Annotated in this window: 14 protein-coding genes; 5 read left to right on the top strand and 9 right to left on the bottom strand. The window is 67.0% G+C overall.

Features of this window, described 5'->3' with window-relative positions; translation table 11 throughout:
• Positions 1-27: 27 nt before the first annotated feature.
• Positions 28-1,293: a transcription termination factor Rho gene (gene rho / locus BM133_RS04770; protein WP_013540932.1), complete on the top strand. Its 1,266-nt coding sequence runs from the start codon at positions 28-30 to the stop codon at positions 1,291-1,293.
• Between the two features lie 54 nt (positions 1,294-1,347).
• On the opposite strand, the gene BM133_RS04765 is transcribed toward rho, so the two are convergent.
• Positions 1,348-2,415, bottom strand: a complete 1,068-nt coding sequence (locus tag BM133_RS04765) for an oxidoreductase (protein ID WP_093431990.1) — start codon at positions 2,413-2,415, stop codon at positions 1,348-1,350.
• Between the two features lie 192 nt (positions 2,416-2,607).
• Between BM133_RS04765 and BM133_RS04760 the strand changes: the two genes are divergently transcribed.
• From BM133_RS04760 to BM133_RS04750, 3 genes are all read left to right on the top strand, one after another.
• Positions 2,608-2,877 carry a type B 50S ribosomal protein L31 gene (locus BM133_RS04760; protein WP_007836661.1) on the top strand — a complete coding sequence of 90 codons (270 nt, stop codon included), beginning with the start codon at positions 2,608-2,610 and terminating at the stop codon, positions 2,875-2,877.
• A gap of 94 nt (positions 2,878-2,971) precedes the next feature.
• Complete coding sequence (locus tag BM133_RS04755) at positions 2,972-4,699, top strand: hypothetical protein (protein ID WP_093431989.1); 1,728 nt, start codon at positions 2,972-2,974, stop codon at positions 4,697-4,699.
• A gap of 3 nt (positions 4,700-4,702) precedes the next feature.
• On the top strand, positions 4,703-6,046 hold the full coding sequence (locus BM133_RS04750) for an MATE family efflux transporter (protein WP_093431987.1): 1,344 nt from the start codon (positions 4,703-4,705) through the stop codon (positions 6,044-6,046).
• Between the two features lie 6 nt (positions 6,047-6,052).
• Here the strand turns inward: BM133_RS04750 and phoR are convergent, their stop codons facing one another.
• The 7 genes from phoR to pstS all read right to left on the bottom strand — a co-directional run bounded on the left by phoR (position 6,053) and on the right by pstS (position 12,795).
• Positions 6,053-7,390: a phosphate regulon sensor histidine kinase PhoR gene (gene phoR / locus BM133_RS04745; protein WP_093431986.1), complete on the bottom strand. Its 1,338-nt coding sequence runs from the start codon at positions 7,388-7,390 to the stop codon at positions 6,053-6,055.
• A gap of 44 nt (positions 7,391-7,434) precedes the next feature.
• The gene (gene phoB, locus BM133_RS04740) at positions 7,435-8,127 is read right to left on the bottom strand and encodes a phosphate regulon transcriptional regulator PhoB (RefSeq protein ID WP_007836652.1); all 693 of its coding nucleotides are present in this window, start codon (positions 8,125-8,127) and stop codon (positions 7,435-7,437) included.
• Positions 8,128-8,258: 131 nt separating this feature from the next.
• On the bottom strand, positions 8,259-8,960 hold the full coding sequence (gene phoU / locus BM133_RS04735) for a phosphate signaling complex protein PhoU (RefSeq protein WP_093431984.1): 702 nt from the start codon (positions 8,958-8,960) through the stop codon (positions 8,259-8,261).
• A gap of 9 nt (positions 8,961-8,969) precedes the next feature.
• A complete protein-coding gene (gene pstB / locus BM133_RS04730) occupies positions 8,970-9,749 on the bottom strand; it encodes a phosphate ABC transporter ATP-binding protein PstB (protein WP_093435048.1) in 780 nt (259 codons plus the stop codon).
• Between the two features lie 18 nt (positions 9,750-9,767).
• Positions 9,768-10,652, bottom strand: coding sequence for a phosphate ABC transporter permease PstA (gene pstA / locus BM133_RS04725; protein WP_093431983.1), 885 nt, complete (start codon positions 10,650-10,652; stop codon positions 9,768-9,770).
• On the bottom strand, positions 10,649-11,728 hold the full coding sequence (pstC, locus tag BM133_RS04720) for a phosphate ABC transporter permease subunit PstC (protein WP_093431981.1): 1,080 nt from the start codon (positions 11,726-11,728) through the stop codon (positions 10,649-10,651). The genes pstA and pstC overlap by 4 nt, the downstream gene beginning before the upstream one ends.
• Positions 11,729-11,760: 32 nt before the next feature.
• Complete coding sequence (gene pstS, locus BM133_RS04715; RefSeq protein WP_093431980.1) at positions 11,761-12,795, bottom strand: phosphate ABC transporter substrate-binding protein PstS; 1,035 nt, start codon at positions 12,793-12,795, stop codon at positions 11,761-11,763.
• A gap of 255 nt (positions 12,796-13,050) precedes the next feature.
• Here pstS and BM133_RS04710 point away from each other — a divergent pair, with 255 nt between their 5' ends.
• The gene (locus BM133_RS04710; RefSeq protein WP_093431978.1) at positions 13,051-14,571 is read left to right on the top strand and encodes a Ppx/GppA phosphatase family protein; all 1,521 of its coding nucleotides are present in this window, start codon (positions 13,051-13,053) and stop codon (positions 14,569-14,571) included.
• Here the strand turns inward: BM133_RS04710 and BM133_RS04705 are convergent.
• The gene (locus tag BM133_RS04705) at positions 14,568-15,029 is read right to left on the bottom strand and encodes a SixA phosphatase family protein (RefSeq protein WP_177224820.1); all 462 of its coding nucleotides are present in this window, start codon (positions 15,027-15,029) and stop codon (positions 14,568-14,570) included. The two genes, BM133_RS04710 and BM133_RS04705, sit on opposite strands and share 4 nt — an antisense overlap.
• Positions 15,030-15,033 lie beyond the last annotated feature (4 nt).

Below are 15,033 nucleotides of genomic sequence, written 5' to 3'. Positions count from 1 at the left end.
TTCGATAACCCCGCGAGGGGTCATTCCATGCACTTAAACGAACTCAAGGCACTCCACGTGTCTGAAGTCCTCAAGCAGGCTGAAGCGCTTGAGATCGAAAACGTCGGCCGCATGCGCAAGCAGGAGCTGATGTTCGCGATCATCAAGAAACGCGCAAAGGCCGGCGAACAGGTCTTCGCCGACGGTGTGCTCGAAATCCTGCCCGACGGCTTCGGCTTCCTGCGCAGCCCCGACACCAGCTTCACCGCCAGCACCGACGACATCTACATCTCGCCCAGCCAGGTGCGCCGCTTCAACCTGCACACCGGCGACATGATCGAAGGCGAAGTGCGCACGCCCAAGGACGGCGAGCGCTACTTCGCGCTGACCAAGCTGGACAAGGTCAACGACGGTCCGCCCGAGCAGAACAAGCACAAGGTGATGTTCGAAAACCTGACGCCGCTGTTCCCCAAGGAACAGATGAAGCTTGAACGCGACGGCGTCAAGGGCGAAGAGAACATCACGGGCCGCATCATCGACATCATCGCCCCCATCGGCAAAGGCCAGCGCGCCCTGCTCGTGGCGCCGCCCAAGAGCGGCAAGACGGTGATGATGCAGCACATCGCCCACGCGATCAGCGCCAACTACCCCGACGTGCACATGATGGTGCTGCTCGTGGACGAGCGCCCTGAAGAAGTGACCGAAATGCAGCGCACGGTAAAGGGCGAAGTCATTGCTTCGACCTTCGACGAGCCTGCCGCCCGCCACGTGCACGTCGCCGAAATGGTGATCGAACGCGCCAAGCGACTGGTCGAGCTCAAGAAGGACGTGGTGATCCTGCTGGACTCGATCACGCGCCTGGCCCGCGCCTACAACAACGTCGTGCCCTCGTCGGGCAAGGTGCTGACCGGCGGTGTGGATTCCAACGCGCTGCAGCGCCCCAAGCGCTTCCTGGGCGCCGCGCGCAACGTGGAAGAAGGCGGCTCGCTGACCATCATCGGCACCGCGCTGATCGACACCGGCAGCCGCATGGACGAAGTGATCTTCGAAGAGTTCAAGGGCACGGGCAACTCCGAAATCCACTTGGACCGCCGCCTGTACGAAAAGCGCGTGTTCCCCTCGATCCAGCTCAACCGCAGCGGCACGCGCCGCGAAGAGTTGCTGCTGGCACCCGAGATCCTGCAGAAGACCCGCATCCTGCGTCAGCTCATGTACAACATGGACGAGATCGAGTCGATGGAGCTGATGCTCAAGAACATGAAGGCGACGAAGACGAATGTCGAGTTCTTCGACATGATGCGTCGCGGCGGCTGAGCGCCACGCTCTCCCGCAAAAGCGCGTTGGCCCTCACGGGCCGACGCGCTTTTTTCATGGGCGCTCGATGCGGATGGCGCGGCCTTCCGCGGCACTCTGGCGGCCGATGTCGAGCAGTTCCATCAGCGCGACGGCCTGCTCGGGCGGAACGGGATTCGGGCCACGGCCCAGGATTGCGTCGCGTACCGCGGCGTAGTAATCGACGTAGTTGCCGGCCCGCGTCGGCAGCGCGCGAAAGTGCGGCGCCCCGTCGCTCCCGACCAGCGTGAGTTCGCCATCGAGTGGATCGGCGCCCCATCCTGCGGCGGGTGGCCGCTGCCCGGCGCGCAGCGCATCTTCTTGCGGATCGACGCCGTGCTTGACGTAGCTCCCTCTCGTGCCGTGCACGATGTAGCGCGGCGCCGCATGGGCCGCGAGCGTCGTGGCGTGCAGCACCACGCGCAGGGGCGCGTGAGGGCCGCTCTCGTAGCGCAGCACGGCGTGGAAATAGTCTTCGACCTGCGCGCCGTCGCGCAATGCGGCCGTGTCCAGTTGCAGCGTGTCGGGCCGGCCGAAAAGCTGCACGGTCTGATCGACCAGATGGGAGCCAAGGTCCACCCACAGCCCCGCGCCCGGCACCGGCTGCTCCCGCCAGCGCTCGCGAACCTCGGGGCGGAAGCGGTCGAAATGAGATTCCAGGTACACCGGCCGGCCCAGCTCGCCACTCGCGAGAAGGTCCTTCAACGTCAGGTAATCGGCGTCGAAACGCCGGTTCTGATAGACCGCCAGGACGCAATTGTTGCGTCGAGCCAACAATTCGAGCTCCCTGGCTTCGGCCACATCGAGCGTGAAAGGCTTGTCCACCACCACGTGCTTGCCGGCCTCCAGCGCTGCCCTGGCGACCGGATGGTGCTGGGCATTGGGGGTGGCGACCACGATCAGGTCGATGTCGGCCCGGGCCACGAGCGCCGCCACGTCCGGCACCACGGCCACGCCGGGCCAGTCGGCGTGGACCTTGTGCGGCTGCGAACTCGCCACAGCCGCCAGTTCGAGCCCCGGAACCGCCGAAAGCACGGGCGCATGGAAGGTCTGGCCGGCAAAACCGTAGCCGACGAGGCCGGCGCGCAACGCTGTGGATGTCATCTGTGGGCCGCTTTTCGCTCAAAACGGCCAGTATGCGATAATCGCTGGCTCCGCGAAAAGTGCAGCCGGGCGTCCTGTCCAGCGATCCCCTCACCCAGGGACAGCCGCCGACCCAGTCCATCTCGACAGTTGGCGCGCTTGTGGCTCTCGCATCGACCGCGCATTGATTCCAACAGCGCAAAAGGAAACACCATGGCAAAAGAAGGCATCCACCCCAATTACCGCGAAATCCTGTTCGTCGACATGTCGAACGGCTTCAAGTTCGTGACCCGTTCGTGCGCGAACACCAAGGAAATGGGCAAGACCGACGACGGTCGCGAGCTCCCCCTGTTCAAGCTGGACACCACCAGCGAATCGCACCCGTTCTACACCGGCACCCAGAAGTCGGTCGACAACATGGGCGGTCGCGTCGAGAAGTTCCGCAACCGTTTCGGCAAGACCACCGGCGCTGCTTCGAAGTAAAAGCACGCGCTTTGGCGTCGAGGGCAGCCCGGTTTACCGCGCTGCCCTTTTTCATTCCGAATCTCCTTCCCTCTTTCTCCCCGCCTGCCGCCCTTTGAACCAGCCCACTCCCGCGATCGTTGCCCAGAATGCCGTGCGCCGGCTGCCGCGCATCGCGCTGCTGCTGTTGTGCGCGGCCTACCTGCTGCCGGGCCTGGTCGGCCGCGGACCCTGGAAGAGCGCCGACATCACCGCCTTCGGCTACATGGCCGAACTGGCCCGAAGCACCGAAGGCATCGCGCGCTGGTTCGATCCGCTGCTGCTGGGCATGCAGCCCGAGACGCCCGCGCTGGTCCCCTACTGGATCGGCGCCCTGGCGATCAAGCTCGCGCCCGCGTGGCTGAACCCCGACCTGGCCGTGCGATTCGTCTTCGCGCTGCTGCTCTGGGGCACCTTCACCGCCACCTGGTACGCCGTCTACTACCTCGCTCGCACGGCACGCGCCCAGCCGGTGGCATTCGCTTTCGGCGGCGAGGCACGCCCGACCGACTACGCGCGCGCCATCGCCGACGGCGGCCTGCTCGCGCTGATCGCCTGCCTGGGCCTCGCCCAGCTCGGTCATGAAACCACGCCGGCCCTGGCCCAGCTGTACTTTGCCTCGCACCTGTTCTACGGCGTGGCCGCGCTGCCGTACCGCCGCGCGGGCCCGGTGATCGCGCTCGTGGTGGGCACGCTCGGCATGACGTTGAGCGGCGCGCCGACCGTCGGCCTGGCGCTGGCCACAGGCAGCGCGATCTACATCGCCTACGAGCGGCGCCGCACTGCCAAGGCGGGCACGGCCGCCAGCACCGACGACGGCCCCGGCTACACCCGCGGCGCCCTCCTCACGATGATTGGCGTCACGCTGCTGGCGGCGGCGCTGGTGTTCGGCCTCGGCCTGTCGCAGTGGAAGATCACCCTGGACGGCAACTCCATCGGCGGCGAGATCCGCAGCCAGGCCAAGCTCCTGCTGTGGTTCACCTGGCCGGTCTGGCCGCTCGCCCTCTGGACGCTCTGGCGCTGGCGGCGACAGCTCACGGCGCGCCACGTTGCGCTGCCGTTCTGGTTCGCGCTCGTGCCGCTGGCGGCCACCTGGACCACCGACTATTCCGACCGCTCGCTGCTGCTGGCCCTGCCCGCCTTCGCCACGCTCGCAGCCTTCGCGTTGCCGACCTTCCGGCGCAGCGCCGCGGCGCTGATCGACTGGTTCAACGTGCTCTTCTTCAGCGGCCTGGCCGTGCTGGGCTGGCTCTACTGGATCGCCATGCTGACCGGCATGCCGCGCAAGCCCGCGGCCAGCGTCGCGCGGCTGGTGCCCGGCTTCGTGGCCGAGTTCTCGCCGATCGCGTTCGTGCTCGCGCTGGCCGCGACCATCGCCTGGTGCTGGCTCGTGCGCTGGCGCACCGGGCGCCATCGCGCCGCGCTCTGGAAGACGCTGGTGCTGCCGGCCGGCGGCACGGCCCTCTGCTGGATGCTGCTGATGACGCTCTGGCTGCCCCCCATCGACTACGCGCGCAGCTACCTGCCCCAGGTGCGCGCCGTCGCCGAGCGCGTGGGCCAGCCCAGCTGCATCGCCGAACTGGCGCTCAGCCGGCCGCATGCGGCTGCGCTGCGCCACCACGGCAACTTCAACCTGCAGCCGCTGCTGCTGGGCACCGACTGCCCCTGGCTGCTGGTGAGCCCCGACACGATCGAGCGGCTGCACACCATCATCCCGCTCGAGAAGTGGCGCTTCAGCGGCACCCTGCGCCGCCCCAGCAGCGCCGCCGACGACTTGCTTCTTTACCAAAAGATCGCGCCCTGAGCGGTGACAGGCGAACGGGGACTGATCGCACGCCACGCCGGCACGGTGCTGGTCGGCCAGCTGGCCGTGATGGCCTTCGGCGTGACCGACACCATCATCGCGGGCCGCTATTCGGAGCATGCGCTGGCCGCGCTCTCGGTCGGCGCGGCCATCTTCGTGAGCGTGTACGTCTCGCTGATGGGCGTGCTGCAGGCGCTTTTGCCGGTGTGGGCCGAGCTGCACGGCGCGGGCCGCAGCGGCGAGGTGGGCCGCTCGGTGCGGCAGTCGCTCTACCTGGCCGGCATCGCGATCGCGGTGGGCATGGTGGCGTTGCTGCTGCCTGGCGGCGCCCTGCGCTGGACCCAGGTGCCGGCGCAGATGCGCGGCGAGGTCGAGACCTACCTGGCGGTGCTCGCCTTCGCGCTGGCGCCATCTCTTCTCTTTCGCCTCTTCAGCACCCTCAACCAGAGCCTGGGCAAGCCGCAACTGGTGACCTGGCTGCAACTGGCATCGCTGGTGGTGAAGCTGCCGCTGTCGATCTGGTTCACCTTCGGCGGCGCGGGCCTGCCGGCGATGGGCCTCGTCGGCTGCGCCTGGGCCACGCTGTGCGTGAACTGGGCGATGCTCGGCTGCGCGGTCTGGCTGTTGCGCAGCAGCGCCTTCTATCGCGGCTATGCGCTCTGGGAACGCATCGAGCCGCCCGACTGGCACCAGATCCGCCAGTTCGCGCGCCTCGGTGTTCCAGGCGGCCTGGCCGTGCTCGTGGAGGTGACCTCGTTCACCCTGATGGCGCTGTTCATAGCGCGCCTGGGCACGGCTGCGGCAGCCGCGCACCAGATCGCCTCGAACCTGCTGGCGGTCGCCTACATGATGCCGCTCTCGCTCGCCATCGCGACCAGTGCGCGCGTGAGCTTCTGGCTCGGTGCCGGCGATCGTGCGAAGGCGCGTCATGCCTGCCGCCTCGGCTTCGAGCTGGCCATGCTGTGCGCGCTGGTCTATGCGGGCGCGATGGTCGCGCTGCGCCACCAGCTTGCGAACGTGTATTCGGACAATCCCGCCGTGATCGCGCTGGCCGCTTCGCTGCTGCTGGCCGTCGCGGTCTATCACGTCGCCGATGCGGTGCAGACGCTCTGCGTGTTCGTGCTGCGTTGCTACCGCGTGACGCTGGCGCCGCTGGTCATCTATTGCGCGATGCTCTGGGGGCTGGGTCTGGGCGGCAGCTACCTGCTGGCGTACCGCGGCCTCGGTCCCTGGAAAGCGATGCAGTCGCCGCTGGCGTTCTGGATCATGAGCACCGGCGCATTGGCGCTCACGGCCCTGCTGTTCGGCGTGCTGCTGCGCTGGACGATGAAGAAGCGGGCCGGCTGAAGCTACTTACTTCGCCAGCACGCGCGCCTCGCGCACCCGCGCCGCCGGAAACAGCAGCGCAAACCGGCTCCCCTTGCCGACCGTGCTCTCGATGCGCAACTCGGCGCCATGCCGCTGTGCGATGTGCTTGACGATCGCCAGGCCCAGCCCCGTGCCGCCGGTCTCGCGCGAGCGGCTGCGGTCGATGCGGTAGAAGCGCTCGGTGAGCCGCGGGATGTGCTCGGCGGCAATGCCGGGGCCCGTGTCCTTCACGGCATACTCGCCGCGCCCATCGGGCAGCACCCGCCAGCTCACCGCCACCTCGCCGCCGCCGGGCGTGTAGCGGATCGCGTTGCTCAGCAGGTTCGACATGGCGCTCTGCAATTCGGTCGGCGCGCCCGACAGCTCCGACTCGGCGTCGATGGTGAACGACAGGCGATGGCCCAGCGGCGCGAGCCGGCCCGAGAGGCCTCGCCCCTCGTCCTCGCACTGCGCCATCAAGGCGCGGATGCGAATCCACTGGTTGCCCGACGGCGACGCGCTGCCCTCCAGGCGCGACAGCGTCAGCAGGTCGTTCACCAGCGTTTCCATGCGGTGCGACTGCTGGCTCATCAGCGAGAGGTAGCGCGTGCGTTCGTCCGCATCGAGCGGCAGGTTCTGCAGCGTTTCGACGAAGCCCGCCAGCACCGTGAGCGGCGTGCGGATTTCGTGCGACACGTTCGCGACGAAATCGCGCCGCATCGCCTCGGCCTGCTCCAGCGCGGTGATGTCGCGCGTGAGCAGCATGCGGCGGTTGCCCGCGTAGGGATGCACCTGCACCGACAGCCGCACCGGATGGCTGCGCTGGTGCGCATGGCCGGGGCCGGAAGCGTCGATGACGACGTCGCGGCTGTAGTTCCACGACGCCAGGTACGCCACGAAGGCCGGATCGCGCACGAGGTTTGCCAGGTGCTGCAGCAGGTCGCGCTCGGCGTCTATGCCGAACTGCATGGCGGCCGTCTGGTTGCACCATTCGATGCGGCCCTGCTCGTCCAGCAGGATCACGCCGTTGGGCGATGCCTGGATGGCGGCCAGGAATTCCTGCAGCCGGTCTTCGGCCTGGCGGGTCTGCTGCTCGCGGTCGCGCAGCAGCTTGCGGATGCGTTCGGCCAGTTCGCCCCAGACGCCGGGTCCGCGGGTCGGCAGGCCCGCCGCGTCGTTGCGCAGCACCTGCAGCAACCGTTCGGCGCGCCAGGCATCGAGCGCGAGCCACAGCACCGCGCCCAGCCAGGCGCCCATCCATCCAAACTTCCAGCCAAAAATGCCGACAGCGCCCGCGCCTATTGCAAGGGACGCTATTAAAAAAGTAGCGATTCGGAAGGGCATGGCGGGCGATTATCCGCGCCCGCGGCCAAGAGACGCCACGGCGTTCAAACCGTGACTTGGGCGGTCAGGCGGTAGCCTGCTCCCCGGACGGTTTCGACCATCGGTGCGGCGGCACCCAGCGATTCGCGCAGGCGCTTGACGTGCACGTCGACCGTGCGTTCCTCGATGTAGACGTGGTCGCCCCACACCTTGTCGAGCAGTTGCGCGCGGCTGTGCACGCGCTCGGCATGCTGCATCAGATAGGCCAAGAGCTTGAACTCGGTCGGGCCGACCTTGAGCGCGCCGCCCTGCCAGGTCACGCGGTGGGTGGAGGTGTCCAGCGCGAGCTCGCCGATTTCCACGCGCTCGGTCACCACCTCGGGGGCGCGCCGGCGCAGCACCGCGCGGATGCGGGCCAGCATTTCCTGCGTGGAGAACGGCTTGGTGATGTAGTCGTCGGCACCGGCATCCAGGCCTGCGACCTTGTCGGGCTCGTCGCCGCGCGCGGTCAGCATCAGGATCGGGATGGCCTTGGTGCGCGGGTCCTTGCGCCACTGGCGTGCGAGCTGCAGGCCGCTCTGGCCCGGCAGCATCCAGTCGAGCAGGATCAGGTCGGGCAGGAAGGCGTCGATTTCGCGCTGCGCTGCGGCACCGTCTTCCGACCAGATCGGCTCGAAGCCGTTGTGGCGCAGGTTGACGGCGATCAGCTCGGCGATCGAGGACTCGTCTTCGACGATCAGGACTCGGGGTTTTTTCATGTTATCTGCTCACTTGATGGTCACCCCGGTCCCTTCCAGCGAACGCCGCGCAACCGGCTTTGCCGGGCCGCAGGCGTTGCCCCCTGCAAGGGGGTTGGCGGCCACACGAAGTGGGCAAGCCTGGGGGTTTGTCATTGAAGCGCCGATTCGATCTCCTGCATCGAAGTGTGCCGCACATCGGCGCCCTTGACGATGTAGATGATGAATTCGGCGATGTTCTTGGCGTGGTCGCCGATGCGCTCGATGGCCTTGGCCAGGAACAGCAGGTCCAGGCTGGCCGAGATGGTGCGGGGGTCTTCCATCATGTAGGTGACCAGCTTGCGCACGAACCCGTCGAACTCGCGGTCGATCAGGTCGTCGTCCTTCAGGATCGACAGCGCCGCGGCCGTGTCCAGGCGCGCGAACGCGTCCAGCGCGGTGCGCAAGAGGCCCGAGGCCAGGTCGGCGGCGATGCGCAGTTCGGTCGTGGGCAGCTGGCGGGCCGAACCGCTCTCGATGATCGACTTGACCATGCGCGCGATCTTGTTGGCCTCGTCGCCCACGCGCTCCAGGTTGGCCGTGGTCTTGCTGATGGCGATCAGGAGGCGCAGGTCGCGTGCGGTCGGCTGGCGGCGCGCGATGATCGACGAGAGCTCGCGGTCGATGTCGATTTCCATCGCATTGACGCGGTGCTCGGTTTCCATCACGCGGTCGGCCGCCTCGGCGTCGAACTGCAGCAGCGCGTAGACCGCCGTGTGGATCTGCGACTCGACCATGCCGCCGAGCTCCATCACGCGCGACGAGACGCCGTTGAGTTCGCTGTCGAACTGGCTGGAAAGATGTTTCTCGCTCATGGTGTCTCCTTAGCCGAAACGGCCAGTGATGTAGTCCTCGGTTTCCTTGCGCTGCGGCTTGAAGAACATCTGCTCCGTCGCGCCGAATTCGATCAGGTCACCCAGGTACATGTAGGCGGTGTAGTCGCTGCAGCGGGCCGCCTGCTGCATGTTGTGCGTCACGATGACCACGGTGTACTCGTTTTTCAGCTCGGCGATCAGTTCTTCGATCTTGGCGGTGGAGATCGGGTCGAGCGCGGAGCACGGCTCGTCCAGCAGCAGCACTTCGGGCTTGATCGCGATGCCGCGCGCAATGCACAGGCGCTGCTGCTGGCCGCCCGAGAGGCCCGAGCCGCTTTGCTGCAGCTTGTCGCGCACTTCGGTCCAGAGGGCCGCCTTCTTGAGCGCCCACTCGACGCGGTCGTCCATCTCGCTGGCCGAGAGGCTCTCGAACAGCTTCACGCCGAAGGCGATGTTGTCGTAGATCGACATCGGGAACGGCGTGGGCTTCTGGAACACCATGCCGACCTTGGCGCGGATGAGCGCCACGTCCTGCTTGGACGTGAGCAGGTTCTCGCCGTCCAGGGCAATGGTGCCCTCGGCGCGCTGCTCCGGATAGAGCTCGAACATGCGGTTGAAGGTGCGCAGCAGGGTCGACTTGCCGCAGCCCGACGGGCCGATGAAGGCCGTGACCTTGTTTTCGGGAATCTCGAGGTTGATGCCCTTGAGCGCGTGGAATTTGCCGTAGTAGAAGTTCAGGTCCTTGACCGAGATCTTCGAGCGCGACGGTTGTGCGACGGTATTTGGCATTGCGAGCTTCTTCTTCAATCAGTGTTTGTTGCGCGTGAGGACCCGCGCCAGGATGTTGAGGGCGAGCACGGCGATGGTGATCAGGAACACGCCGGCCCAGGCCAGCTGTTGCCAGTTCTCGTACGGGCTCATCGCGAACTTGAAGATCGTGACCGGCAGGCTGGCCATCGGCTGGCTCACGTCGGCGGTCCAGAACTGGTTGTTCAGCGCAGTGAACAGCAGCGGCGCGGTTTCACCCGCGATGCGCGCCACGGCCAGCAGGATGCCGGTGACCACGCCGGCGCGTGCGGCGCGCAGCGTGATGCTGATGATGACCTTCCACTTGGGCGTGCCCAGCGCGTAGGCCGCTTCGCGCAGGCCCGGCGGCACCAGCTGCAGCATGTTCTCGGTGGTGCGGATCACCACCGGAATCACGATCAGCGCGAGCGCCAGCGCACCGGCCAGGCCCGAGAAGGTCTTGAAGTAGGCCACCACCACGGCGTAGACGAACAGGCCGATCACGATCGAGGGCGCAGACAGCAGGATGTCGTTGACGAAGCGCGTGACCGAAGCGAGCCAGCCCTTGGGGTTGTACTCGGCCAGGTAGATGCCGGCCATGATGCCGATCGGCGTGCCCACGAAAGTGGCCAGGGCCACCATCACGAACGAGCCGAAGATCGCGTTGGCGATGCCGCCCACTTCGTTGGGCGGCGGCGTCATTTCGGTGAAGGTGGCGAGCGCGAGCCCGCCCAGCCCCAGGCGCAGCGTTTCCCAGAGGATCCACACCAGCCAGAACACGCCGAACACCATCGCGGCGAGCGACAGCGTGAGCGCGATCTTGTTGACGCGGTTGCGCGAGGCGAACCTGGCCTGGCGCATCTCGGTGAGCGCCTTGGCGTTGAGGAGGTCTTGCGCGGTGCTCACGACTTGGTTCCTTCGCTCTTCTTCATCTTGGCCAACAGCACCTTGGAAAGCGTCAGCACGACGAAGGTGATGAAGAACAGCACGAGGCCCAGGTACATCAGCGCCGCCTGGTGCAGGCCCGCGCCGGCTTCGGCGAATTCATTGGCCAGGGCCGAGGTGATGCTGTTGGCAGCCTCGAACACCGACAGCGAATTGAGCTGGTTCATGTTGCCGATCACGAACGTGACCGCCATCGTTTCACCCAGCGCCCGGCCGAGACCCAGCATGATGCCGCCGATCACACCGGCCTTGGTGTACGGCAGCACGACCTTGGAGACCACCTCCCAGGTGGTGGAGCCCAGGCCGTAGGCCGACTCTTTCAGGAGCGGGGGCGTCACCTCGAATACGTCGCGCATCACCGAGGCGATGAACGGAATGATCATGATCGCCAGGATGATGCCGGCCGACAGGATGCCGATGCCCACGGGCGGGCCGGACACCAGCGCGCCCAGGTACGGCACGCCGGCGAGCAGTTTCTGCAGCGGCTGCTGCACCCAGGTCGAGAGAATCGGGCCGAACACCAGGAGGCCCCACATGCCGTACACGATGGACGGCACGGCGGCGAGCAATTCGATGGCCGTGCCCAGCGGGCGCTTGAGCCAGTTGGGCGACAGCTCGGTGAGGAAAAGTGCAATGCCGAAGCTCACCGGCACCGCGATCACCAATGCGATGAACGAGGTGGCCAGCGTGCCGTAGATCATCACGAGGCCGCCGTACTCTTCCTTGACCGGATCCCACGTGCTGTTGACGAGGAAGCCGAGGCCGTACTTGGAAATGGCGGGCCACGCGCCGACGATCAGCGACAGCAGGATGCCGATCAGCATTGCCAGCGTCAGCAGCGCGGCGCCCTTGGCGGCCCAGCCGAAGAGGCGGTCGGCCATGGGGCCGGAACGCGGCGCCTTCACCGGCGGTGGCGGTGCGGTGGCGCGGCCACGGTCGGCCGCGAGGTCGTACGTGGCGGCAGCAGGAAGAGTGGATGACACGGGTCGCTCCGGCAAAGACGAAAGCGGCGCGTCCTGGAGCGAAGTGCTGCTCATGGATGCGCCGTTCTGCGGGGTGGGTGGATGGCTTACTTGAACGCGACGGGCTTGCCCGATGCGTCCTTCACGTCACCCCATGCCTTGGCGATGGTGGCCTTCACGGCGTCGGGCATCGGCACGTAGTCCAGGTCGTCGGCCGTCTTGTCGCCGCCCTTGTAGGCCCAGTCGAAGAACTTGAGCACGGTGGTCGCGTTGGCCGGCTTGTCCTGCACCTTGTGCATCAGGATGAAGGTGGCGCCGGTGATGGGCCATGCGCCCTTGTCGGCCTGGTTGGTCAGCACCTGGTAGAAGCTCTTGTTCCAGTCGGCAGCGGCGGCGGCGGCCTTGAAGGCGGTGTCGTCGGGCGAGACGAAGTTGCCGGCCGCGTTCTGCAGCTGGGCGTAGGTCATCTTGTTCTGCTTGACGTAGGCGTACTCGACGTAGCCGATCGAGTTGGGCAGGCGGTTCACGAAGGCTGCAACACCTTCGTTGCCCTTGCCGCCCGCGCCGGTGGGCCAGTTCACGGCCGTGCCTTCGCCGACCTTGGTCTTCCACTCGGCGTTGACCTTGCTCAGGTAGTTGGTGAACAGGAAGCTGGTGCCCGAACCGTCGGCGCGGCGAACCGGGGCGATGGCGGCGTCAGGCAGGGCGAGCGAACCGTTCAGCGCCTTGATGGCGGGGTCGTTCCACTTGGTGATCTTGCCCAGGTAGATGTCGCCCAGGACCTGGCCGTTCAGCTTGAGCTCGCCCGGCTTGATGCCGGTGATGTTGACCACGGGGATCACGCCGCCGATGACGGTGGGGAACTGCATCAGGCCCTTGGCCTGGAGCTCGTCGTCCTTCAGGGGAGCGTCCGAAGCGCCGAAATCGACGGTCTTGGCTTCGATCTGCTTCAGGCCCGCGCCCGAACCGACCGACTGGTAGTTGATCTTGACGCCGGTGGCCTTGTTGAAGTCCGAAGCCCACTTGGCATACAGCGGTGCCGGGAAGCTGGCGCCGGCGCCGGTCACGTCTTGTGCGAGGGCGGGAATGGAGAACAGCGCGGCCACGAGACCGGCGGTTGCAAATTTGAACGTCGTTTTCATGAAGCTTCCTTTAGAAGTAAGAAGTAGTCCCTTTCGGGCTTGGAACGGACTCTAGAAAGCTTGTGTGACATCCATATGACACCCCGCTGTCGAGGGAAAATGCCGGTGTTTCCCTCTACGGCCGTGTGACGCTGTCACACAACCGTCATGCGTCGCGCCTAGCCTTCCCGACCTCGCCGCTGAGCGATTCGGGAGGCGGCGCGCCTGTCACGGCGCTACGATCAAAGACAACACCGCCCTCTTCACTACAACTACATGCAAAACGGCACCCGCCTCGCCGCAGTCGATCTCGGTTCCAACAGCTTCAGGCTCGAAATCGGACAGGTCGACCACGGCCAGATCCACCGCACCGAATACCTGAAGGAAACAGTGCGCCAGGGCAATGGCCTGGACAGCGCCCGCAATCTCACGACCGAAGCCATGCAGCGCGGCTGGGATGCGCTGGCGCGTTTCGGCGAGCGACTGGCCGGCTTCAAGCGCTCGCAGGTGCGCGCCGTCGCCACCCAGACGCTGCGCGAAGCGCGCAACCGCGAAGAATTCCTGCTTCGCGCACGCACCATCCTGGGCTTCGGCATCGACGTGATCCCGGGCCGGGAGGAAGCCCGCCTGATCTATCAGGGCGTGGCGCACATGCTTCCTCACACCGACGCCTCCGACAGCGAGCGCCGGCTGGTGGTGGACATCGGCGGACGCTCCACCGAGATGATCATCGGCCGCGCCCTCGAAGCCGAGCTGGTGGAGTCCTACCGCGTCGGCAGCGTCGCCTGGTCGATGAAGCACTTCGCCGAAGGCCAGTTCACGCCCGCCGCCTTCCGCGCCGCCGAAGTGGCTGCCAAGGCGGTGCTCGACGACGCCCTGGGCAGCTACACCCGCGACCAGTGGGACGTGGCCTATGGCGCCTCAGGCACCATCGGCGCGGTCGGCGACGTGCTGGCCGCGGCCGGCGCGGAGCCAGGCCTGGTCACCCGCGAGGGCCTGGACTGGCTGCTGGACCGCCTGCTCAAGGCCGGCAGCGTCGACAAGCTGCGCATCGACGGCATGCGCGAAGACCGCAAGGCCGTGATCGGCGGCGGTGTGAGCGTGCTGCGCGCGGTGTTCGACCTGCTCGGCATCGACGAGATGAAGGTGGCCCAGGGGGCGCTGCGCCACGGCGTGCTCTACGAATTGCTGGAGCGCGACGAGAGCGTGGCCGACATGCGCACCGCCACGGTGGCCCGGCTGGCCACGCGTTTCGCGGTCGATGCGGCGCAGGCCAAGCGGGTCGGCGAAGCCGCCGCGGCATTGTTCGTGCAGCTCGCACCCGCCGCGCGGGGCGGCAGCAGCGCCAACCGCGCCGGCCGCGCGCTGCGCAAGCTCGGCTGGGCGGCCCAGTTGCACGAGATCGGCGCGCTGGTGTCGCACAGCGACTATCACAAGCACGGCGCCTACATCCTGGACAACACCGACGCGCCCGGCTTCGCGGTGAACGAGCTGCACGCGCTCGGCCAATTGGTGCTGGGCCAGCGCGGCAAGCTGCGCAAGCTGGAAGCAGCGCTGGACGACGAAACCTTCGTGATGCAGCTGCTGGCGCTGCGCCTGGCCGTGATCCTGTGCCACGCGCGCCGCGATCCCGATCCGAAGGCGCTGCATCTCTCGGCGCTGGGCGCGAGAGCCTTCACGATCGCCTGCGCTCCCGATTGGGCCGACGCCTATCCGCAGTCGGCGCACCTGCTGCGCGAAGAAGTGCTGGCCTGGCAAAAGACCAGCAACTGGCGCGTGGAACTGAGCGCGGCTTAAAGAAGCTCCGGCGACTGCACCGTCACCACGACGGTCTGCACGTCGCCGTCGCGCTCGCGGGAGCGAATCCACCACAGCGCGCCCTTGCGCACCGGGCAGCTGTCCTGCTTCAGGCCGAGCAAGAGCGAGATGGCCTGCCCCACCGAGGGCTGGTGGCCGATCATCAGCACCACCGACTTGCCGTTGGGCCAGCCAGCCGCGCCCAGCATGGCTTCGGCCGTGGTGTCGGGCGCCAGTTCGGCGCGCAGCTTGTATTTGCGGCCCAGTGCCAGGGCGGTCTGCTCGCAGCGCCGCGCGGGGCTGCAGACGATGCGGGTGCCGTCGGGCAGTTGCCGGTCCAGCCAGCTGGCCATGCGCTTGGCCTGCTTTTCGCCACGTGCGGTGAGCGAGCGCTGCATGTCGTCGCAGCCCTCGGTCCAGTCCTCGGCTTCGGCATGACGCCAGAAGATCAAGTCCATGGTC

Source organism: Variovorax sp. 770b2 (genome assembly GCF_900115685.1).
Classification (GTDB): Bacteria; Pseudomonadota; Gammaproteobacteria; order Burkholderiales; family Burkholderiaceae_C; genus Variovorax.
Note: the sequence above shows the minus strand (reverse complement) of the source record. Positions and strands in the feature narration are given on the sequence as shown.

Excerpts from the sequence above, each read along its gene's own strand:
- BM133_RS04765 (WP_093431990.1), bottom strand. The coding sequence starts at position 2,415 with ATGACATCCACAGCGTTGCGCGCCGGCCTCGTCGGCTACGGTTTTGCC.
- phoR (WP_093431986.1), bottom strand. The coding sequence starts at position 7,390 with ATGCCCTTCCGAATCGCTACTTTTTTAATAGCGTCCCTTGCAATAGGC.
- pstS (WP_093431980.1), bottom strand. The coding sequence starts at position 12,795 with ATGAAAACGACGTTCAAATTTGCAACCGCCGGTCTCGTGGCCGCGCTG.
- phoB (WP_007836652.1), bottom strand. The coding sequence starts at position 8,127 with ATGAAAAAACCCCGAGTCCTGATCGTCGAAGACGAGTCCTCGATCGCC.
- BM133_RS04710 (WP_093431978.1), top strand. The coding sequence starts at position 13,051 with ATGCAAAACGGCACCCGCCTCGCCGCAGTCGATCTCGGTTCCAACAGC.
- pstC (WP_093431981.1), bottom strand. The coding sequence starts at position 11,728 with ATGAGCAGCACTTCGCTCCAGGACGCGCCGCTTTCGTCTTTGCCGGAG.
- phoU (WP_093431984.1), bottom strand. The coding sequence starts at position 8,960 with ATGAGCGAGAAACATCTTTCCAGCCAGTTCGACAGCGAACTCAACGGC.
- BM133_RS04705 (WP_177224820.1), bottom strand. The coding sequence starts at position 15,029 with ATGGACTTGATCTTCTGGCGTCATGCCGAAGCCGAGGACTGGACCGAG.
- BM133_RS04760 (WP_007836661.1), top strand. The coding sequence starts at position 2,608 with ATGGCAAAAGAAGGCATCCACCCCAATTACCGCGAAATCCTGTTCGTC.
- pstB (WP_093435048.1), bottom strand. The coding sequence starts at position 9,749 with ATGCCAAATACCGTCGCACAACCGTCGCGCTCGAAGATCTCGGTCAAG.
- rho (WP_013540932.1), top strand. The coding sequence starts at position 28 with ATGCACTTAAACGAACTCAAGGCACTCCACGTGTCTGAAGTCCTCAAG.